Origin of the sequence: Methylococcus sp. EFPC2 (assembly GCF_016925495.1) — a bacterium.
Taxonomy (GTDB): Bacteria; Pseudomonadota; Gammaproteobacteria; order Methylococcales; family Methylococcaceae; genus EFPC2.
Genome location: NZ_CP070491.1, coordinates 2022587 through 2043724 on the forward strand (window position 1 = coordinate 2022587; position 21138 = coordinate 2043724).

The window sequence follows — 21138 nt, forward strand, 5'->3', positions numbered from 1 at the left end:
GACTTTAGGTCATGTGCCTTTCAAGTATTTAATATGCTTAGAATTTTGGAGGCTGAGGTCGGAATCGAACCGGCGTCCACGGCTTTGCAGGCCGCTGCATGACCACTCTGCCACTCAGCCCTTTGAGTGAACTCTTATAAACTAAAAAGCCGCGATCGAGTTCGCGGCTTTTCGGAATTTGGAGCGGGAAACGAGACTCGAACTCGCGACCCCAACCTTGGCAAGGTTGTGCTCTACCAACTGAGCTATTCCCGCAAAATTTGGTGTGGATCAATAATTACTGGTAGCGGGGGCAGGATTTGAACCTACGACCTTCGGGTTATGAGCCCGACGAGCTACCAGACTGCTCCACCCCGCGTCAACGAAGAGAATTATACCGGATTTTCCGCCCATGGCAACACCCTCTTTGATGAATGTGTGAAAATTATGGTTGGCGGGGAGGTTACGCCGGCCATTTAAGGTAAGCCCTTCAATAAAGACTCCGCTTTGGCTTTTTCAGGGAAGTCCTTTTTTTCCTTAAGCAGGCGCTGAAGCTCTTTCTTGCCTTCTTCGGGCTTGCCGTTCTTGATCAGCGCTTCGGCCAAATGCAGGCGAATGGGGATCAGATGAGGCGCTTGAACTGCGGCTTGCTGAAGCAGCAATAGCCCTTTGTCGGGCTTACCGTTCAACAGATAGATCCAGCCTATCGTATCGACCAACTCGGGATTGCTGTCCGAGCCGAGCTGAATCTTTTCGGCGATTTCAAGCGCTCGTTTGTCGCCCTGCTCCTGATAAACCCAGGCCAGATTATTGAGTACGACGGAGTTGCCGGGACGTAGCGTTTCGACCTTTTCATAGGCTTCCGCCGCTTCACGCAAGTGGTTTTTTTCCTGATGCGCCAGTGCCAATAGCAGCCAGGATTCAACATCCTGATCGGCGGCCTCAAGCCAGGCGTGCAGTCCGTCCACCGCGCCTTTGAAATCGCCCTGGGCCAATCGCGCCTTGAATAAACGCTGCGCGAGCGCCGGGTTCTTGACTTGCTTGTAAGCCTGTTGATAAGACTCGAGCGCTTGAGAATATTGCTTCTGGGCGAAGCGAACATCGCCTTCCAACTGTAATCCCACCGGCACCTTGGGAGCCTTGGTTTTGAGTTCGTTGGCCAGTTTGCCGGCCCGGGCATAATCCTTGTCTTGCAGAGCTAGCTCAGCGAGCGCGGCCAAGGCCGGGATATAGTCAGGAGACTTTTGACGCAACTCGCCCCACACATTCGCTGCCTGCGCCTTGTCGCCGGTCTTGGCCAATGCTTGTGCCAGCGTGTGACGGAAATCCGGATTCTCCGGCTGCTTTGCGACCAGCTTGCGTAACGTCGCTACAGCGTTGGCGTCCTGACCGGCAACCAACTGCACCTGGGCCAAATTGAATATCGCCTGAGGGTTGTCCGGATTGTCCCGCTCGGCCGCCTGGGCTATTTCCAGAGCATTGAGCGCCTTGTTCTGCCCCAGGTAGTAACGACTCAGCAACAAAGCCGGCGGTAACGAGCGTGGATTTTTATCTCTCGCCTCTTGCAGATACTTGAGCATTTCCGCCTGATCGCCCTGCGACTCGGCAAGCTGAGCCAAACCTAAGAGAGCATTCAAGTTATTGGGGTCGGTCTTAAGAACGGCCACCAATTCACGGCGCGCCTCGTCCGGTTTTTTTTCTGTCAGGGCCAAACGGGCGAGATTCAGCCGCGCCGTATTGTAATCCTGCTTGATCGACAGCGCCTGGAGCCAGTGTTCACGCGCTTTTCCTCCCTCGCCTTTGGCCATGTAAGCCGTACCCAGCAAGTTATCGGGCATGGGGTCGTTGGACTTTTTCTCCTTAAGCTTGACAGCCGCCGCAATCGCCTCGTCGTATTTTTTTTGTTGCAGCAAAGCCAATACCAGTGTGATGTCGGCCTGCACGAGGTTGGGATCGATCTCAACCGCACTCTTTAAGTCCGCAACCGCCTGGTCCATGTTGCCTGTCGCAATACGTCCCAAGGCGAGCCGCTCCCGCACGAATCCGTTGTCGGGAGCCAGTTCGGCGGCTCGAGCGAGATAGTCGGTTCCCTGGTCGTATTGTTTGTCGTTAAGATAGGCGCTGCCGAGCAAGGCAAGTAGCTGTGCATCGTCGGAGTGGCGGTCGGCCGCTGGTTGCAAAACGGCGATCGCGTCTTTCGCATGGCCCAGCCTTAAACGGGTGGCGCCCAATAATTTCAAGGCGGGCAGCTGATCGGGCGCGAAGCCGAGGTATTTGGACAGATAGTTTTCCGCCGATTGCAGCTTTTCCTGCTGATACGCAATGCTCCCCATCAGCAGCAAGGAGGGCGGGTGATTCGGAAGGGCATTTAACACCTTGACCAGGGTGTCTTCCGCATCTTGCACCTTCTTGTTTTGGAAGGCGATTACAGCTTGGAGATAAAGCGCCATGGGCAATTCGCCAGCCTTGGCGCGCACTTCGTTCACGTCTTTGCTTGCATCCTCCAATTTACCCGAGGCCAGATAAGCCGTAGCGCGCCCGAGTCGAGCGCGGACATCGGCAGGCTGAATTTCGATGGCTTTCCCAAACGCCTCGATCGCGCCCTGGCCGTTGCCCTGCAGCCGCCGGCTCTCGCCGAGCACCGTCCAGGCGGAACCATTTTTCGCATCCTTGGCCACGGCACGATTGGCATATTCCTCCACCTTGCCATACCGTTTCTCACTCAATTCCAACATCGCCAGACCCAACAGCGCATCACCGCTGTCAGCATCCAACTGGAGTGCTTCCTCGAAACTGCTTTTTGCTTTTGCGGCGTCATTCAGGGCGATATAGGCCAGGCCTTGCAACGCTCCGAGCTGACTACGCAGAGGCTTGGGTGCCTCAACCCCGACCTTGGCCGTCTCTAATACCTTCTTGGGCTGGTCTTGCAACAGATAGGCTCTCGATAATGGCACCACCCACTTTTCCTTGGGGAGTTTGAGTTCTGAGGCTTTTTCCAGCTCTTTCACGGCCGATGCCCCATCGCCCAGCTTTAGATAGGTTTCACCGAGCAACAGGCGTGCCTCGCCATGTTCGGGGCTGGTCTGCAATACGTTCTTGAGCTGTATGACGGCGGCCTTGGGCTCACCCTTGTCGAGATAGGCGCGAGCCTCGTTCAGCGTGACATCACCTTCGGCCAGTGCGACTCCGCACAACAGCCCCAGCCCCGATAGACTCTTCGCCCACTTGTTCATGTCCCCTCCTAGCAGGTCGATTAGACCTTAAGATTGAATTTGCTCAACAGGGTGTACAAGGTCGGCCGAGCTACTTCCAACAGTTCGGCCGCCCTGGATACGTTTTCGCCGGCTTCGCTGAGGGCGGCGCAGACCGCTTTCCGCTCGGCGGCTTCTCGCGCTTCCCGCAGACTCAGCACGCGGTGCCGGTACTCGCCGGGCACCAGCTGAATATCCTTGGCGTCCACCAGGGAACCCGAGGCCATCACCACGGCGCGCTTTATCTTGTGCTCCAGTTCCCGCACATTACCGGGCCAATGATAGGCTTCCAGAGCCGCCAGGGCATCGTCGGTAAAGCCCAGCAGATTACGGCGCATCTGGAGCGAATAGCGATCCAGAAATGCGCGGGCCAGAACCACGGCATCGCCCGTCCGTTCCCGCAGCGGAGGCAGGTCGATGACCATTTCATTGATGCGGAAATAAAGGTCTTCGCGGAAACGATTCCCGGCGATCAACTGCTCCATGTTCTGGTGGGTTGCACAGAGCACCCTGACGTCGACCTTGATTTCCTGACGCCCGCCTATCCGCTCGAACACGCGCTCCTGCAACACGCGTAGTAGTTTGGGTTGTAACGATGACGGGATGTCGCCGATTTCGTCCAGGAAAAACGTACCGCCATTAGCCAGTTCGAACTTGCCCTTGACCTGCTGACTTGCGCCGGTAAACGCGCCTTTTTCATGTCCGAACAATTCGCTTTCCAGCAAATTTTCCGGGATCGCCGCCGCGTTCACCGCGATGAAAGGTTTTTTCGCACGCGGGCTGAGGGCGTGGAGCGCCCGTGCGATCACCTCCTTGCCCGTGCCACTCTCGCCCAGTATCAGCACGGTGAGGTCGGTGGGAGCGAAACGCTCAACCATCCGGCAAACCTCGTGCATTTCGGGACTCGCTCCGATAATGCCTTCCAGCGGGTTGGTGACGTGCAGCCTGGACAGTTTGCGGTTTTCCTCTTCCAGGGCGTACAGGCGGAAGGCCCGGTCGACGACGAAGCTGAGGATATCCGGCTCGATGGGCTTTTGGTAAAAATCGTAGGCGCCCTGCCCTATCGCCTTGACCGGATTCACGGTGTCGTCGTTTCCGGTCAGTACGATCACCTTCGTCTGCGGCGCAATGGACAAAATCTCCTGTAGCGTCGCAAAACCCTCGCGGGTTCCCCCCGGATCGGGGGGCAACCCGAGATCCAGAGTCACGACCGCCGGCTCGAATTTACGCATGGCGGCGATCGCAGACTCCCTGTCTTCCGCCACCTCCACCCGGTATTGATCAAAACTCCAACGCAACTGGCTGCGCAGGCCAGGGTCATCTTCGACGATCAACAAGGTCTGGTCGCTCACGCTGAACACTCTTCTGTTTTTTCTTGAGAAACGGGAATTTCGAAACGGAATACGCTGCCTTTGCCGGGAACACTCGTGACGGTCAAGTCCCCCCCCAAAGCGCGCATGTATTCACGGCTCTCGTAAGCACCTATGCCCATACCGGTCAGACCCTTGGTTGTATCGAAAGGCCTGAACAGGCGATTTCGAACAAATTCCTCATCCATACCGCAACCATCGTCCGCCACCTCCACCACCGCATGCCTCCCATTCGGGGGAAACAAGCGCACCCGAACGGTACCGGTCTTCGCCGTCGCGTCTTGGGCGTTGTGGACAACATGCTCCAGCGCGGATGCCAACCGGTCGCGATTCGCCCTCACTTTCACCGATATCCCTGGCACTTCGCGGCGCGGTAAAGGGGCCTGTTTACTTCGCGTTTCGACGACCTCACCGATCAACTCGGCCAAATCGACTTCTTCGACGGACGCGGCGGGGCCTGAATTGCGCAGTTGCGACATCAGCGCGTTCATTTTTCCCACCGCATGAGCCACCGTTTGTATGGCATCGCGCATGAATTCGGGTTTATCGTGATGCTTGTCGGCGTTCCGCACCACCAGGCTGAGTTGGGCGATCAGGTTCTTGAGGTCATGTATCACGAAGGCAGACAATCGATTGAAGCCCTCGAACTGACGGGCCTCGCCCAATTCCTTCGCCGCATATTCCAGTGCCAGATAACTGGCCGCCAGGCGGCTGGTGGTCTTGAGCATGTCGATGACCTCCCAATTCCAATGTATAGCTGTGCGAGGGGTGGTCAACAAAACCAAACCGAGCATCGTCTGGTTCTGGCCCCATAACGGAACCAGCAACCAGGCGTTGGCATACGCCTCCAGCCATGCGGGGCACAAAAGTCCTTCATACATCTCCGGGTTGATCAGCATCTCCGACCGGTTGACGATCCAGGCTTTGCGATACATGAATTGTATGACCTCCTCCTCGGCTTCGACCGGATCGGGCTCTATGCCGGGATCGCCATAACTCGCCCTAGGCAGAAAACGCCCGGTGCTCTCCCGCACCCACAGCACGCCGCTGGGACTTTCGACCACCTGGCCCAAAGCCAAGATGACCCTTTGCTCCAGCGCGAGGCCTTTCTCCTCGGCCAAGGTGGCGATCAACCTCTGCCATTCCTGGCGATAATCATAGGCATAATTGAAAAAGTTCTTATTGAGAAAAATCCGGACCCGGGCGCGTATCTGCCCGGAGAATAGAACCAGCACCAAGACCAGAAATGCGCCGACCAAAAAGATGACCTGGGCGACCGCTCCCCATTCGCCGCCGTAGTAGCGAATGTAATAGCCGACGGTCGCCATCAGCAGCAAATAGACGCCGGAGCCGAGCAGCGCAGCCGAATGAAACACCACTTGGCGCGAGACGAATATATCCACCGACCAGTCGGGGTTGCGTGCCGCCGACACGGCGATAAACGGCGTCACCATCGCCGCGACGGCCCCGCGCGCTGCCCAAAGCTCGTAGCGTATGCGATGGAACAGCAGGGCCTCGGAATAGAGATAAAAGTCGTAGGCGAACAGCCCCCCCATGGCCAGGCACAGAAACTTGATGCGCCAGCGCTGATCGAGCCTTGCATTGCGATAAAACTGCTCCACCAGGACCAGCCCGACGACCGCCATACCGATATGTCCGGCGTATTGCAGGGCCGGCTTGAAAAGGAAGGGGTAGAATTTCTCCGCCAGCGGCGAGAGCCAGATGTAGGCGATCAGCCCCAGGGAGAAGACATGAACCAGACGGCGAAAACGACGGGGATCGCCCAGGAGTCCGCTACCCCGGTCGCGATGCAGCAAGGCGCTGAAAAAGGTCAACCACAAATAGACGTGTATGACTTCCAGTGTCCACACCAGTCCGGTCGGGAAAACCCCCAGCACATCCTGTAAGGAGATCACTCCCGCCCACAGCGACGTCGCCACACACGCACCGATCAGTCCGCGCCCTTTGCTCTGTCCCCGCCAATTGATGAGCAACAGAATGGTCAGCAGCGTGTAAGCCGCAAAACCGGCCAGGTAGCTCAGCAGGGTAATGGACATCGAAAGTCGATTAGAGCGACGGCAGGAGGAAACGCTCTAGCGCGCTCCCTTCCCCCAGAGCACCACTTCCACGGTCTGCAGCATGATCAGCAAGTCGAGAAAAGGGCTGTAGTTTTTGACGTAATAAAGGTCGTATTGCAGTTTTTCGATGGCGTCCTGATAGTTCGAACCATATGGGTAACAGAGTTGCGCCCAGCCGGTGATCCCGGGCTTGACGCGATGGCGCTCCGAATAATAAGGGATGGTTTCGGCGAAGCGTTCGACGAACTCAGGACGCTCGGGCCGTGGCCCCACGAAACTCATTTCGCCCTTCAACACGTTAAACAACTGGGGCAGTTCGTCTATACGTGTTTTACGGATAAATCGCCCGACCCAGGTCACTCTATCGTCATTGGCACGAGCCCACTGGGCTCCTCCTTTTTCCGCATCGGTTCGCATGCTGCGGAATTTGATGACTTTGAAAGTTTTCCAATTAAGACCAACCCGAATCTGCCGGTACAAAATGGGGCCCCGCCAGCCGCTTTCCAAAGAAATGGCCAGAGCCGTGAGCACCATGATGGGCCACACCACCAACAGCAAGCTCAGACTGGCAACGACGTCGAATGCCCGCTTGACGAAATTCCGGGCACCGTTAACCCTGAACCCGTCGGAAAAAACCAGCCAACTCGGATACAGGCAATCGACACGCAACAAACCGGCTTCGCGCTCGAAAAAGCTCAACAAATCCACGATATCGACACCGGCCATTTTGCAATCCAGGATTTGATCGAGCGGCTGCCCGGCCCGCCTGTCGTCGGGAGCCACCACGATTTCGTCGATATCCAGGCGTGTCACCGTTTCGCAGAGCGGCTCCGCCAATTCCATCAGTTTGTCGGCGTCGACGCGCAAGGGCTCATCACCCAAGCGAACATAGCCGATCACCCTGAACCGCACGAAGTGACCCCGCTGCTCGAAATCGCGAATCATGTTAGCGCGGTAGCCAGCCCCGAGTACCAAAACACGGCGCTTTATGTTCTGCCCATCAACGAAGCGCAAAAATAGGAAACGCCCAAGCAAGACGCCGGTAAATGCCGACAGCAACGCGTATCCGAACACCCCACGGCCGACGAAATAGGCCGGAAAGGCGTAAAACACCAGACTCATGATCGCGGTTCCCATCATGAACGTTGCGATAATACGCAACAGCAACGCCGCATCCCCGATATCGTGGGAACGCTGGTATAAGCCCATGCCGGTGGAACTGAGCAGCATGACGGTGGTGAACACTAGGGACGGAACCTGCAAATCATCCCAGGGGAAAAATACGGGGTTGGCGCCGGCTTTCGCGCGCAACAGGCTGCCAAGCGGAAATGCTGCAGCAAATACCACGATTTCCAAGAAAAAAAGTATGAGGAAGGCGCTGGAAATATAGTGCCGAAAAATTCGTATCATTGAATTCGCTTCCAAACGGGTCTGCGGTGACGCGACCTTACAGAGCACTCAAACCGAGCCTGATCGTCGCCGGCAGGGCGCAAATCGGCTGGTGATTATAGTCTAGGCATCCGGCTTCATGTATTTGTCGTAGCCATGCGCCTTGAGTCCCCAGGCCAATGTGGCGAAGAGCTGTTTGTCGGTTTTACGCAGCCGCTCGACCAACAACAAGGCAAGTTGCCGGTAAAAGCAAAAACCGAATTCGCGATTGCGGTCCAAATAGTCCCGCAAAGAAATGTCGTCGATTTCCGCCACGGTGCAGTCCGCGACCGCCAACACCGTCGCCGCATGGGGTGCCTGATCCAGCAGGGACAATTCTCCGAACACCGAGCCCGGGCCCAGATCCCTCACGCCGGGCCGGACTTGATAGTCGTCCCCCACCGCCACACTGCCCAGGATACGAGTCACCCCTTCCAGGACCAGGAACACTTTCCCGCTATGTCCACCTTCCCGTAGAATGATTTCATTGTTCCGATAGCTCCGTCTTTGCCAACACCGCCCTTCCTCGAAGTCTTGGCGCGCTAACAACTCGTAAAATACCGAATCGAATTTTCCCTCTGTTTCCCCACTCATACGCTCGTGCTACCGCCTGTATCCATATGAGACATAGTCTAAGCTTGCGCGGTAATGACTTAAACACCCATCACGTAAACTTCATCAAGGAGATCCGATGCCCTCACTCTCTGACACCCGCATTGGCATAATCGGCCTGGGCTATGTGGGCTTGCCACTGGCGGTGGAATTCGGCAAGCATTTCGATACCGTAGGTCTGGACATCAACGTTCAGCGCATCGAGGAACTCAAAGCCGGTGTAGATCGGTCACTGGAATGCTCCGAAGCAGAGCTGCGATCGGCGCCTCGCCTGAGTTACACGGCAAACCGCGACGATCTCAAGGAATGCAACGTTTATGTCGTGACCGTACCTACGCCCATCGACGATCACAAGCGGCCGGATCTCACTCCGCTGGTGAAAGCCAGCGAAAGCGTGGGCAAGATATTGAGTAAGGGCGACATCGTCATCTACGAGTCGACGGTCTACCCCGGGGCGACGGAAGAAGTCTGCGTACCCATCCTGGAAGCCCAATCGGGGCTGAAATACAACCACGATTTCTACTGCGGCTACAGCCCCGAGCGTATCAATCCTGGTGACAAGGAGCACCGCGTCGTCAACATCAAGAAGGTCACCTCAGGCTCCACCCCTGAAGTTGCCGAGTACGTAGATGCGCTCTACCGCACCATCATCGTGGCCGGCACCCATTTAGCCAGCAGCATCAAGGTGGCGGAAGCCGCCAAGGTGATCGAAAACACCCAGCGGGATGTCAATATCGCGCTGATCAACGAACTGGCCATCCTGTTTCAAAAGCTTGGGCTGAACACCCTGGAAGTCTTGGAAGCCGCCGGCTCCAAATGGAACTTCCTGCCTTTCCGCCCCGGCTTGGTCGGAGGTCATTGCATAGGCGTCGATCCGTACTATCTGACCCACAAGGCGCAGGAAATCGGTCACCACCCCGAAATGATATTGGCTGGCCGCCGGGTCAACGACGGCATGGGCGAGTACGTGGTCCAGCGTTTGGTCAAATTGATGAACCGCAAGCGCATACACGTTTGCCAATCCAACATATTGATCTTGGGGCTTACATTCAAGGAAAACTGCCCGGACATTCGCAATACCCGCGTGGTCGATATCGTCAAAGAGCTCAAAGACTACAACGTCAATGTCGACATCTACGACCCTTGGGCCGACCCCGAGGAAACCCGCCACGAATACGGCATAGAACTCACCGCTGAACTCGAGCCCGGCCGTTACGATGCCGTCATCCTAGCCGTAGGCCACAACCAGTTCCGTGAGTTGGGGGCCGCCAACATACGTGCCCTGGGGAAGCCGGAGTCGGTCATCTTCGACGTCAAGTACGTCTTACCCAAAACGGACGTAGACGAATACCTATGAACCATCCGGAGAACATTGAATGAGAGTGCTGGTCACAGGAACGGCAGGATTTATTGGTTCGCACCTCGCTCACGTGCTCCTGGCGCGCGGAGATGAAGTCATCGGCATCGACAACGTCAACGACTACTACGATGTAAACCTGAAAGAAGCCCGCCTGGCCCGCCTCAAGCCGCATCCCGGCTTCACCGAGATACGCGTCGGCCTGGAAGAGCGTGAGGCGATCAACCAGGCCTTTGCGGAACATCGGCCACAGCGGGTGGTCAATCTCGCGGCCCAGGCCGGCGTGCGTTATTCACTGACCAATCCGCACGCCTATATCGACGCCAATCTGGTGGGATTCTGCAACATCCTGGAAGCCTGCCGCCATCACGACGTGGAGCATCTGGTGTACGCCTCCAGCAGTTCCGTCTACGGCGCCAACACCTCCATGCCCTTCTCCGTGCACGACAATGTCGACCACCCGGTCAGCCTCTACGCCGCGTCGAAAAAAGCCAACGAATTGATGGCCCACACCTACAGCCATCTGTATGGCCTGCCCACCACCGGTCTACGGTTCTTCACGGTCTACGGCCCCTGGGGACGACCGGATATGGCTTTGTTCCTGTTCACCAAGAGCATACTCGAAGGAAAACCCATCGATGTGTTCAACCACGGCAAACACCAACGTGACTTCACCTACATCGACGACATCGTTGAAGGTGTCGTCCGCACCCTGGACAAAATAGCCGAGCCCAATCCGAATTGGAGCGGCGACGCGCCGGACTCCGGCACCAGCAAGGCACCCTACCGGCTTTATAACATCGGCAACCATCAACCGGTGGAGTTGATGCGCTTCATTGAAGTTCTCGAGGATTGCCTGGGGAAGAAGGCCGAAAAGAACTTTTTGCCCATGCAACCGGGCGATGTTCCAGCCACCTATGCCGATGTGGACGATCTCATGCGCGACGTCGGTTATGCCCCGAAAACCACTATCGAATCAGGGATCGCCCGTTTCGTCGACTGGTATAAAGGGTATTTCGGCCAGGCATGATTACAGCCGCGCACCGAGCAGAAGAAAATCTCCCGCCTGTCCCGGTAGTCGGCTTCGCTGCGTGGAGCGGAACCGGGAAAACCACCTTGCTGGCCCTCCTGATTCCCTTGCTCAAGAGCCAGGGATGGCATGTGGGGCTGATCAAGAAAAGCCACCACGACTTCGAGATCGACCAGCCCGGCAAGGACAGCTACGTCTTGCGTAAGGCGGGGGCCTCGCCGGTAATGCTGACATCGTCCCACCGCCGGGCGATCATCACCGAGCACGACGATATCCGCGAGCGTAGCCTGAGCGAAGAACTCGATTTTTTCGACTCGACCGGCCTGGATCTGATACTGGTGGAAGGGTACAAACAGGAAAAATTTCCCAAGATCGAATTGCATCGCCCCGAATTGAGCAAACCCTTGCTGTTCTCAGACGACGACTCGATCATCGCCATCGCGAGCGATGCTGAACTGCCGGTCGCCCCCCCCATTCCGCAGCTCGACCTTAACCAGCCCGAGGCGATAGCCGCCTTCATCATTCAGACATTCCTCGCCCGATGACGCAAATTGCCGACCCCTGTGCCGAAGCGGGCGCCCGTCTGCTCACCCTCGACGCCGCCCTACACCGCATAGTAGCGAGCCTCGAGCCGCTGCAGGACCGCGAAAGGGTGGTTCTGGGTCAGGCGCATGGCCGCATTCTGGCTCAGGAGATCGTGGCGAAACTCGACATTCCGGGCTTCGCCAACTCCGCCATGGACGGCTACGCATTCCACCATGCGGATGTGCAGCAGGCGCAAACGGCAGGCTTGGAATTGTCGGGCGCATCGTTTGCCGGTCATCCCCATCCCGACGCGTGCAAACCGGGTACCTGCATCCGTATCTTCACCGGCGCGGCCTTGCCAGAAGGCGCCGATACCGTGGTGATGCAGGAAAAGGTCGAAATCGTCGACGGCCGCATGGTCCTGCACGCCGAGGTCAAACCCGGCGAAAACGTGCGGCCCGCCGGCGACGAAGCCCGTGCCGGCGCCTCCTTGCTGAAGCGCGGAAAGCGGTTGAACGCAGCCGACTTGGGCCTGCTCGCCGCGAGCGGCATCGAGGACATCTTGGTCGCCCGCAAGCTGCGCGTCGCTTATTTCTCGACCGGAGACGAACTGCGTCCCGTGGGTCGCACGCTGAGCTACGGAGAGATACACGACAGCAACCGCTACACGCTCGCCGCTCTGCTGCAAAATCCCTATCTGGAAGCACTCGACCTGGGTGTGGTCCGCGACGATCCTGATGCAGTCAAACGCACATTGATCGAAGCCTCGGAACTGGCCGATGTCATCGTCAGTACCGGCGGGGTCTCGGTCGGCGAAGCCGATTTCGTGAGCGGAGCACTGGCCGAACTGGGCCAAGTCGGCTTCTGGAAGCTCGCCATCAAACCCGGCAAGCCGCTGGCCTTCGGACAAATCGGCAAAGCCTATTTCTTCGGATTGCCCGGCAACCCGATTGCGTCCATCGTCACGTTCTGGCAACTGGTCCGCCCCGCTCTGCTCTGTTTGGCCGGCACACAAACGCCCCGCCCGGTTAGGATCAGAGCCACTTGCGAATCCCATCTAAAAAAGGCGCCGGGCAGAATGGAATTTCAGCGCGGCTATTTCCAATGCGACGACAAAGGTGACCTCACCGTCTCGATTTCGGGGCGCCAAGGTTCGCATCAACTGCTGAGCATCAGCGCGGCCAACTGCTTGATCGTCCTCCCCGCCGAAAGTACTGGCGTAGAACCGGGCGCGGAGGTCCTCATCGAACCTTTGCAAGAGCCCTGGTAAGTTTCAGGCTCTGCCGCACCATCCATTTTCCCAATCTTGAAGGAGCAAGCCATGCCCCAACCCGGCATATTGGTCACCGGCGGCGCCGGCTACATCGGCAGTCATGTCGTCAAACAGCTCGGCGAACAAGGTGAGCGCATCGTCGTTTTAGACAATCTATCCACGGGCTTCCGCGATTCGGTTTTGTATGGCGAATTCGTCGAAGGCGACACGGGCGATCTTGAACTCGTCGCCCGCATATTGAAGGAACACGGCATCGTATCGGTCCTGCACTTCGCCGCCCACACCATCGTGCCGGAATCGGTGGAAAATCCGCTCAAGTATTACGGCAACAACACCTGCAAAACCCGCAACCTGCTGCAATCTTGCCAGCAGGCGGGTGTGCAACACTTCATCTTTTCCTCCACCGCCGCGACCTACGGGATTCCACAGGACACCCGCTGCCACGAAGACACACCCACCAGCCCGATCAATCCCTACGGCACGTCCAAACTGATGAGCGAGATGATGTTGCGGGACCTCTCGTCCGCTACGGATCTGCGCCACGTCATCCTGCGGTACTTCAACGTCGCCGGCTCCGACCCGGAAGGCAAGATCGGTCAGTCGACCAGGAATGCCACCCTGCTGATCAAGGTCGCCGCCGAAGTCGCCGTGGGCAAGCGCGAAAAGCTGCTGGTGTTCGGCACCGACTACCCCACCCCGGACGGCACCGGCGTGCGCGACTACATCCATGTCAGCGACTTGGCGGATGCCCACATCCAGGCCTTGAACTATTTGCGGCAAGGAGGCGACTCGACCACCCTGAACTGCGGCTACGGCCACGGCTACAGCGTGCGCGAAGTGATCGACACGGTGAACAAGGTCAACGGCAGCCCGATCAAGGTCGAAGAACAGCCGCGCCGTGCCGGTGACCCGCCCTCGCTCGTCGCCGCAGTCGACAAGATACACCGCACGCTGGATTGGAAGCCGAAATACGACGATCTGGAAATCATCGTGCGCACCTCCCTGGAATGGGAAAAAAAACTGGTGGCTAGAAAATAATCCAGTCTACCGGTGGCCCGTGCGCAAAAAAGCGACTGATCTCTCCTGAAGCGCAGCTCGGTTAACCCCCAATCACTTACCCGTGGAAAATCGGTCAAAGCGTGGCCAGTTCCATGGCCTCGCGGGTCCTCTCAGGACTGCCGGTGGATCAGGTCGCCATGGTTGGCTGGCTGGCCGTCATACAGGGCGGGTTCCAACGCACCCAGCACGAAAACCTGTTCGGGCCGAAGGGGACACCTTCCAGCCAACGCTGCGCCGGATCGGGCAAGACCCGACCCGGACTCTACCCATCAGCGTCAATGGTCCTACGGGCCCAGCAATGGTGTGGATTGCCCAAATCCAACCCATATGACAAAATGCGTCTAGCACAGACGATGCTGGCGTAGCTCAGGTGGTAGAGCAGCTGATTTGTAATCAGCCGGTCGCGAGTTCGAATCTTGTCGCCAGCTCCATATTTATCAAGGCCTTGCATCGTTGCAAGGCCTTTTCATTTTAGGGTTGTGCTACGCTGGTGCTACGGTCTCCCGTTACCGGGAGACAGGAACCCAGCACCACAGGACAGCTCAGCAAACCCGCCCAGCAGTGTGCCATGGCAAACGCGGCGCTTTCTTTCTCACCCTCTGCAGTGTATTCAGGCAAGACGCCGACTGCTTTGGTGCGGTCTCCGCGAGGCCTCTCATCAAAGGAGGCCGCTCTGCCTTATTCAAGTGATCGTGTTTGGTGGGACAAGCACCCTCAGGTTACCTTCTTGTCCACGTACTTGCGCACATCCGCCGCCCGCCACAATGGCGCCCGGCCTACCTTGATCGCCTTGGGGAATCCGCGCTCCTGGGCTTTGCGGTAGCGCACGGTCCAGGCGGACACGCCCAGGTATGCCCCGACGCGGGCGGCGTCCCACATCTCGTCCTGGTCTTGGGCCTTGCTCAGGGCTTTGGCGACGGCCAGGTCGGCCACCTTCTGCATCAGCTCTTCCAGTTCTGCCATCGTGATCACCATGGCGGGTTCGTTTACCTTGATCATGGGCGAACCCCCAAGCTCGACGTGCTCAAAGTCCCGCACTTGACGCCGCATTCAGGCACGCCACAAGGCAGTCAGGCTGACCACTGGCTGAGGTCTCCATGCCAATGATGTCGCCGGCCCTGAACCGTTGGGCATACCGGAACAGCTCACCGTGGAATTCGAATAGATATTGAATGGTCAAAGAGACACCTCGAAATAGGTCGATAAAAGAAAAAGGTGCCGTCCGTGGCGTGGACTGCTATCCGGCAGGCGCGGGCGCAGTGGCAGTGGTGTCTCAGCCTGCCCCTGTGCTCGCCCGTCTAAATCCTGTCACCCAACAAGCGCGACAACCACTGCTAAATGGTCGCGCCTTTGTTGGTGCTCCTAAATAACCCCTTTCCGTGCTGTGAAAGAGCTATATAAACTATAGACCAAGTATAAGGTAAAACATTGCCATGCCTAATAACATTTACTTATGCTATTTAACAGCCCCGGTCATACTTTATTATGTGTAAAAATAGACTTTTTCTTAATACCTAGCAAAGACAATTTTTTACGATTTCAAAATTTTTGATAGTTACCTCGGCAGAGACGCCTTGACACCCTGAGGGCGGTTGCGCATTGCTATCCGCTATTTGAAGTCTTGTTTTTAGTTTCAGAAATTCCTCGTTTGTTATTAACCCGGACTCCAATAAATCTACCAGCTTTTCGAGCCTTTCCGTAGAGCAACTATTGGGAAGAAGGGTCGTTGCGCTAATTGTTCTATTATTGCTCTCTTCTTGCTTGGCAGACCGTTTTAGCATGATTTCGATAATGGCTTGCCATCGAGCCGCACTCTGAATTGCCGCCTGGTAGCTTGCATCAGTCCTTTTTTCAACCGGCTTTTCGCTCTTAAAGAAAACAATCTCATGAAATGGCTTTTGAACGTTATTTATTGTTAGCCTAAGCACTAGGCGGCTAGTTCTGTCTGACGTTTGAGTTGCGCCGGAAAGTCCACCAATGACAGCGCCAACACCTCCAAGCAGAAGACTGCCCGCGAGCGCCCCTCCTAGCTGCGAAGCTCTATCCGTTTTTGTGGTGGTGACACCGTCTTCCATAAGCTCGGAAGATAGTACGTCATCGGCCTGTATTACCTCTAATGTAATGTCATCGCCGTCTAAGATTATGAGGCAAACTGTTTTTCGAACCTCATCAAAAGCCAGTCCGGTTTTGCTTATAATGGAAAAGTAATAATCGGTTAAAGAGAAGTCAGCAAGATTTTTTAAGTTTTGCTCAATAACATGTACGAGATGCTGGGCTTTTTGAGCTCTCTTATTCCAACGCGAAACCCCTATAGCGCAATATAAACCTAGAAATAGGCCAACACCTGCCATTATTAAATGCCTATCGGCCTCCGATGCTGAAGATTCAAAAAGCCAAAACCAAGCAGCAATTGCCCCAACTCCAATTAAAGCCCCTGTCACAAAAATGAAGAATAACAGTAAGACGTTTGAATCAACGACGTTGCTATCTGCTAGCGTTTCTCGGCTATAAGGGGCTGGAGCAGAAGCTGAAACACCTACAGGAAGGCTATTCGTTTCACCCGGTTCGATAGAGCCTGTACTGTCGATTTGAGGGGCACTTGACAGTGCAACTACTTTTTTGCCCTCATTAGGTTCAATTGCTAGGCCCGTGCCCTCTTGTCTATTCCGTATGCGATTAGCTAAACCAGTGTCATACCGCCCCCGTTTTTCCGGGGAAGACAAGACACGGTAAGCGTCCTGAATGACGGTTTTTAGGAGTGGAGCATCCGGATCACCAGCCTCATGCCGGTGATCGACTTCCTTGAGCCTCTTAACGTAAGCGGCTTTAATGTCGTCAGCAGTGGCCGTCTGCTTGACTCCAAGAAAGGTATAGAGGGTCTTCATAGGGCAATTTATCTCCGCGCTGCGCGATGAGTACTCGATGGACTGTGATGATGAAAAACCCGCACTTGGCGGGTTTCTATGGGGCGTTCGATCAGGCTAGTAGTTCCTTGCCCGCGTCCGGTTGATGATGACCTGCGGGCTGGCCTGGGCGCCACTCTTGGAGTAAATCAACTCCTGCTGCCGTTGTAATGCCTGTATTTGCTGCTGTCGGCTGCCTGGGTCACCGATGCCTGAACTGGACAGCCGCTCGATGTCGCGCTCGATCTGCTTCAACTGCTGTTTGTCGCTGTAGCTAAGACCAGGCTGCTGCACGGGTTGAGGTGCATATTGCGGCACTGGTTGCGGCGCGTAGTTAGACCCTTCAATATCCCCACCGATGCGCCGGCGTGTCTCTTGCTCCATTTCGCGCTGCACGGCCAAGTCACGCATCTGACGGCGGTAATCCATCTCTTCGTCATAGGTAATCGTTTTTTCAACCTCGGCGCCAGCCGGGGGCGGGGTCTGCGTGTAATGCAGGGTGCCGCTCTTATCTGTCCACTTGTACATCTCGCCTGCCAGAGCCTGCCCGGAAAAGGCAAGCAACAGAATCAATCCACGTTTCATGACTTTCCTCCTAATAGGTGATCGGGATTTTTCCCATGCGGAAAATAACAAATCGGCGGGTTGCTGGGTAGTTTTTACCTTGTCGATGGAAATGCCTATAGCGATGTTCGTCGGTACACTTTTCGCCCGCCGTTGACAACTCGGCACGGACGCTCCAGGCAATACGCCGGCCGCCACCTAGGCGCGCCTCACCCCACGCCAAGGCCCTCGCTGTGGGCGAGAGGCTCAGCGCTGTTAGCGCAGCCCTGAGCCTTTTTGCATTTACGGTTTGCGGTACCTGCCTCAAGCATTACCGCGCACGCCTTTGAGCGATAAAAACCTCGCTATGTGCGCCGGGGTAATACCTCTTTCGATAGTTAAACAACAACGCCCCACCAGCGCAGCAGATTATGGGTGCTCTGACTGATATGGGATTTAATGTAGGTTTTAGGCAGCGGGCCAAGCTCCCACGCTTCGAGGAAGGCATACTTACATGCCGTTCTCAATTCGTCCGGGCTCTGAGCCCGAAGCCCCGCTTTCACGTGATGAACCACGTCTACATATTTGTCAGGGTCTGGCGCGCGCCTCAGTATTAGCGGGACGTCTTCCAAGTAATCCCGCGCGTTTCGGCGGTCGCCTTCGTCTGCTGCGGTAAAAACGGTGTTCAGCGAGAGAAGAACAGTGATGTGAACATCTTTTGATGTGTATATCATAGTTAATACTTCCTGTATTAAGGTGGGGTTACCACGTTTCCTAAGTGTGTTGGTGCCTCGCCATTGGCGTGGGCATTGGGTAGCCGGCCCTATTCCTCGGCGGCCCCTCCTGCATTAGACGTTGGCTCCAGGCACTCAGCATCGTGCTGTTCAACCATGGCCAGCAGCGGGATACCGACTCGCAGAATCTCGCGCGCAGCCGCTATTCGCACCTCCGCCCGCGATGACATCAAGGACTCATCTAAGACCCGTAGCGCCTCGACAGTCATCGCAGGCAACCTACGCATCAGCTCGTACCTCGCGCGCTCCAAAACGGCTTGCAACTCGTCCTGAAACTCTCGACGGTTGACCAATGTTGACGCGTGCCATCTGCTAGTGCCGGTGGCCCTTGCAGCACTGGCAATTGTCCTCCCCTCAGCAATCATGTGCAGTAGGCGCTCTTGGCGAACTGATAGTGCGGGTTTTCGAGGGTTCGGCGTTTCTTCAAAGGTTTGAGAGTGTCTTTCCATGTGATGTACGCTCCATAGTTGAGAATTAACGAAGGGGCCGGGTGTCCCCTTCGAATTGAAATCGGGTATTGCCGTGCACGGCAAACGGCAATACCTATATATGGTCTGCCGTTTGCCGAGCATATATCTGATATAGGTTTTTGGTACGGCAAACGGTTTGCCGCGTTGCCGCGCACGAATCTATATGTAGTATAGGGTTTTGCACGGCAAGCCGTTTTGCCGTGCTTGCCGTGCATGCCGTTTTGCCGAGCACCCACCATCAGGGTTTCACCAATAGCATGTCGTGGGGCCGATGTGCGGCGGCAGACCTTCGAAACAACCCAGTCAGCCCGCCAGCCGCCTTTAACCCCAGCTTACCGCTTTGGATGCCCAGCGTTATCAGCTCGCGTAAGGATTTCTGCCCCATGCCCAGCGTGCCGGCACGGCCTGCATGCGCTTTTTCGAAAGCCGCCCGGGTAAGCAGGGCATCTTGCGCCATCGTCCAGCCGACAAGATCAACCACAGCATTGAGCGCCGTCATGTTGTTAGCGGCAGGTTGCAGGCTCACACCGCGAAGGTAACCGCCTGGCACGCGCTCGAGCCAAATAGCGTCACGGGGCGGTAAGTGGTTGCATTTTACCGAGGCCAATTGTAGGTATTTCGAAGGGTCGTCCCCTCTTGGACACAAGCCGGCATTGATGTCTGCGTCATCCATCCTACTCAACTGCAGAACGTGCCGCATGGCGTCGACTATGGCACTAGCCCCGCGTGCGCTGGCCTGATTCCGTGAGTTGTTCGTCGTCGCCCCCTTGGACACATGGTGTGCCGTCACGACGCAAACCCCGGTTTCCTTGCGGATGCGTTCCAACAGGGAAACTAAGAATGTCATATGGGTTTGGTTGTTCTCCTCGCCCATGTGCAGCCTTGCGAGTGGTTCGATAACGAGTAGGTCCGCCTCGGACTCTTGGACCAACTCAATAACCTCCTGTAAAAACTGCCCCTCCCGTGGCTCCCCTCGCTGCACGGTCATGATGTGAGCTTGCCGACCCGATAACGGAAATAGACGCAAGTTTTGAGTAAGGTGGGCTTCCATCTCGCTTTCGCGGCGTAACCGCTCCGGTTCCGGCAAGTCTGCAAACGATTTTTGCATTTCCCTAACAACTTGCCGAAGACGACGGTGTGTGTCCCCTATGTGGTCTTCCAAAAAGATACCTAGGGAGTTCAAACACTGTGCGCCCATTGGCACAACATCAAACCAAGGTAACCCGGTGGCGGCCGACGAGAGTAATTGGAGAAGCACTTGAGACTTACCAGCACCTCCAGGAGCGATAACGCCGGTAATGTCGTCGACTCGAAGGACATCCGGCACGATGAACCTCTGCGGTGCCGGCACCTCTTTGAGCATCCATTGCACCTCCCCAACCTTGAGCGACAAGCCCTGCGCTCTCTCAGGGAGCACATGGCACGCAGTGGCCAATACCTGACGTACTTTAACCAGCCCATCGGCCTTGAAAATGTCCGCAATATCGAGCTTGGGGTTGTCCGGGTGTCCTGCCGGCCCTTCTACGGTAAAGTCGGCGAGGCGTACTTGAGGTATCCGCTGGGCTTGCTCAGTGGCCTTGGGCATGTAGTCCCGATCGACCACCCAAATGATAGGACGGGTAGGGTCTTGCCTGAGAAGAGTGCGCGTTGCGGACTCGAAGTTCGACGTACTGCCCACTGCCATGGCCTGCGCCGTCAGCAGGACGCCATCTGGGCCTGATTCATGCGGGTGTTGATGCTTAGGCAAGGCAGCGCTGGCAGCAAGTTTATTCCCCGCACTTTCGACTAGGTAAGTAGGCAAGCTGTACAGGTCCCCCTGATACCGCTCCTTGGTGGAGCTCCACCCAGCCCCCTTGACGTTCGAACCCGGTACAAACTTCTTTCCTTCGGCGCTGCCAGGCGGCGGCACCTTTTGGATTGCTGAGATGCAACCATCGGCAAACCGACGGTACGGTAGCCAAGTGCACCCCTCGTCGTCCACTTTGAATTCATCGTGAGGTGTTGTCAGTAGGCATTTGTCCTCGAAATACGGCGAAGGGTGCCCGCTGGGCAGAGCCTCGTACTCTTTAATCTGCTTGCGAAACTCCGGACTCGGCTGAAACTCGGACCCCTCCCACTCGTCGTCCTCGGCAATGCCGGGATAGGTTATGCCTTCGCGCTGTGCGTAACTATAAAGAGTTCCCAGGGTTACCCCGCCGGGCTTCTCCTTGAAGCTCTCATAGCGCTGCCGGACTGCGCGCTCGTCGAATTTATCCGGGCACCGCTGTGAAAATGCGACGACCAATGCCGCACCATCGTACCCGTGCTCATGTTCTCCGCTGTGTATAGCCATTAGCACCGACAGCCAAAGGCTGTAGTCCGTGGCGTATTCGATGGGCAGGTGTTCTAGGATGTGGGCGATTTGATCGCCTTTGGTTGTGTTACTCATGCCGGTTTTTCCTTATCCGGTTGAGCATGTCCGCGATG

General features: G+C 56.5%; 15 protein-coding genes and 4 tRNA genes. 6 read left to right on the forward strand and 13 right to left on the reverse strand.

Going from position 1 to position 21138, the window contains the following annotated elements; all coding sequences use genetic code 11:
* Nucleotides 1-46: 46 nt before the first annotated feature.
* The 8 genes from JWZ97_RS08485 to JWZ97_RS08520 form a co-directional block, all read right to left on the reverse strand.
* Nucleotides 47-120 (reverse strand) — tRNA-Cys (locus JWZ97_RS08485).
* 59 nt (nt 121-179) lie between these two features.
* Nucleotides 180-255, reverse strand: a tRNA-Gly gene (locus JWZ97_RS08490).
* Nucleotides 256-281: 26 nt separating this feature from the next.
* Nucleotides 282-358 (reverse strand) — tRNA-Met (locus JWZ97_RS08495).
* Nucleotides 359-455: 97 nt separating this feature from the next.
* Nucleotides 456-3212: an XrtA/PEP-CTERM system TPR-repeat protein PrsT gene (prsT, locus tag JWZ97_RS08500; RefSeq protein WP_205434330.1), complete on the reverse strand. Its 2757-nt coding sequence runs from the start codon at nt 3210-3212 to the stop codon at nt 456-458.
* Between the two features lie 20 nt (nt 3213-3232).
* A complete protein-coding gene (prsR, locus tag JWZ97_RS08505; RefSeq protein WP_205434331.1) occupies nt 3233-4582 on the reverse strand; it encodes a PEP-CTERM-box response regulator transcription factor in 1350 nt (449 codons plus the stop codon).
* Entirely contained in the window at nt 4579-6657 is a 2079-nt protein-coding gene (gene prsK / locus JWZ97_RS08510) for an XrtA/PEP-CTERM system histidine kinase PrsK (RefSeq protein ID WP_205434332.1), read from the reverse strand. The genes prsR and prsK overlap by 4 nt, the downstream gene beginning before the upstream one ends.
* A gap of 36 nt (nt 6658-6693) precedes the next feature.
* Nucleotides 6694-8136: a TIGR03013 family XrtA/PEP-CTERM system glycosyltransferase gene (locus tag JWZ97_RS08515; protein ID WP_240342548.1), complete on the reverse strand. Its 1443-nt coding sequence runs from the start codon at nt 8134-8136 to the stop codon at nt 6694-6696.
* A gap of 54 nt (nt 8137-8190) precedes the next feature.
* Complete coding sequence (locus tag JWZ97_RS08520) at nt 8191-8700, reverse strand: Crp/Fnr family transcriptional regulator (protein WP_205434333.1); 510 nt, start codon at nt 8698-8700, stop codon at nt 8191-8193.
* A 97-nt stretch (nt 8701-8797) separates the two neighbouring features.
* Between JWZ97_RS08520 and tviB the strand changes: the two genes are divergently transcribed.
* The 6 genes from tviB to JWZ97_RS08550 all read left to right on the forward strand — a co-directional run bounded on the left by tviB (nt 8798) and on the right by JWZ97_RS08550 (nt 14393).
* A complete protein-coding gene (gene tviB / locus JWZ97_RS08525; RefSeq protein WP_205434334.1) occupies nt 8798-10075 on the forward strand; it encodes a Vi polysaccharide biosynthesis UDP-N-acetylglucosamine C-6 dehydrogenase TviB in 1278 nt (425 codons plus the stop codon).
* Between the two features lie 19 nt (nt 10076-10094).
* Complete coding sequence (locus JWZ97_RS08530; RefSeq protein ID WP_205434335.1) at nt 10095-11105, forward strand: NAD-dependent epimerase; 1011 nt, start codon at nt 10095-10097, stop codon at nt 11103-11105.
* Nucleotides 11102-11650, forward strand: coding sequence for a molybdopterin-guanine dinucleotide biosynthesis protein B (gene mobB / locus JWZ97_RS08535; RefSeq protein WP_205434336.1), 549 nt, complete (start codon nt 11102-11104; stop codon nt 11648-11650). Before JWZ97_RS08530 ends, mobB begins: the two co-directional genes overlap by 4 nt.
* Complete coding sequence (gene glp / locus JWZ97_RS08540; protein WP_240342549.1) at nt 11647-12900, forward strand: gephyrin-like molybdotransferase Glp; 1254 nt, start codon at nt 11647-11649, stop codon at nt 12898-12900. The genes mobB and glp overlap by 4 nt, the downstream gene beginning before the upstream one ends.
* 51 nt (nt 12901-12951) lie before the next feature.
* Nucleotides 12952-13941: a UDP-glucose 4-epimerase GalE gene (gene galE, locus JWZ97_RS08545; protein ID WP_205434337.1), complete on the forward strand. Its 990-nt coding sequence runs from the start codon at nt 12952-12954 to the stop codon at nt 13939-13941.
* A 376-nt stretch (nt 13942-14317) separates the two neighbouring features.
* Nucleotides 14318-14393: transfer RNA gene (locus tag JWZ97_RS08550), tRNA-Thr, on the forward strand.
* Nucleotides 14394-14676: 283 nt separating this feature from the next.
* Here JWZ97_RS08550 and JWZ97_RS08555 read toward each other — a convergent pair.
* The 5 genes from JWZ97_RS08555 to JWZ97_RS08575 all read right to left on the reverse strand — a co-directional run bounded on the left by JWZ97_RS08555 (nt 14677) and on the right by JWZ97_RS08575 (nt 21100).
* Nucleotides 14677-14961: an AlpA family transcriptional regulator gene (locus JWZ97_RS08555; RefSeq protein WP_205434338.1), complete on the reverse strand. Its 285-nt coding sequence runs from the start codon at nt 14959-14961 to the stop codon at nt 14677-14679.
* 515 nt (nt 14962-15476) lie between these two features.
* Nucleotides 15477-16847 (reverse strand): DnaJ domain-containing protein, encoded by a 1371-nt coding sequence (locus JWZ97_RS08560; protein WP_205434339.1) that lies wholly within the window; start codon nt 16845-16847, stop codon nt 15477-15479.
* 96 nt (nt 16848-16943) lie between these two features.
* Entirely contained in the window at nt 16944-17450 is a 507-nt protein-coding gene (locus tag JWZ97_RS08565) for a DUF4124 domain-containing protein (RefSeq protein ID WP_205434340.1), read from the reverse strand.
* 356 nt (nt 17451-17806) lie between these two features.
* Nucleotides 17807-18142: a hypothetical protein gene (locus JWZ97_RS08570; protein ID WP_205434341.1), complete on the reverse strand. Its 336-nt coding sequence runs from the start codon at nt 18140-18142 to the stop codon at nt 17807-17809.
* 768 nt (nt 18143-18910) lie between these two features.
* Nucleotides 18911-21100: an AAA family ATPase gene (locus tag JWZ97_RS08575; RefSeq protein WP_205434342.1), complete on the reverse strand. Its 2190-nt coding sequence runs from the start codon at nt 21098-21100 to the stop codon at nt 18911-18913.
* Nucleotides 21101-21138: the final 38 nt, after the last annotated feature.

Coding starts and splice junctions, on each gene's coding strand:
- prsT (WP_205434330.1), bottom strand. CDS start 3,212: ATGAACAAGTGGGCGAAGAGTCTATCGGGGCTGGGGCTGTTGTGCGGA.
- prsK (WP_205434332.1), bottom strand. CDS start 6,657: ATGTCCATTACCCTGCTGAGCTACCTGGCCGGTTTTGCGGCTTACACG.
- JWZ97_RS08520 (WP_205434333.1), bottom strand. CDS start 8,700: ATGAGTGGGGAAACAGAGGGAAAATTCGATTCGGTATTTTACGAGTTG.
- tviB (WP_205434334.1), top strand. CDS start 8,798: ATGCCCTCACTCTCTGACACCCGCATTGGCATAATCGGCCTGGGCTAT.
- JWZ97_RS08530 (WP_205434335.1), top strand. CDS start 10,095: ATGAGAGTGCTGGTCACAGGAACGGCAGGATTTATTGGTTCGCACCTC.
- mobB (WP_205434336.1), top strand. CDS start 11,102: ATGATTACAGCCGCGCACCGAGCAGAAGAAAATCTCCCGCCTGTCCCG.
- glp (WP_240342549.1), top strand. CDS start 11,647: ATGACGCAAATTGCCGACCCCTGTGCCGAAGCGGGCGCCCGTCTGCTC.
- galE (WP_205434337.1), top strand. CDS start 12,952: ATGCCCCAACCCGGCATATTGGTCACCGGCGGCGCCGGCTACATCGGC.
- JWZ97_RS08555 (WP_205434338.1), bottom strand. CDS start 14,961: ATGATCAAGGTAAACGAACCCGCCATGGTGATCACGATGGCAGAACTG.
- JWZ97_RS08560 (WP_205434339.1), bottom strand. CDS start 16,847: ATGAAGACCCTCTATACCTTTCTTGGAGTCAAGCAGACGGCCACTGCT.
- JWZ97_RS08565 (WP_205434340.1), bottom strand. CDS start 17,450: ATGAAACGTGGATTGATTCTGTTGCTTGCCTTTTCCGGGCAGGCTCTG.
- JWZ97_RS08570 (WP_205434341.1), bottom strand. CDS start 18,142: ATGATATACACATCAAAAGATGTTCACATCACTGTTCTTCTCTCGCTG.
- JWZ97_RS08575 (WP_205434342.1), bottom strand. CDS start 21,100: ATGAGTAACACAACCAAAGGCGATCAAATCGCCCACATCCTAGAACAC.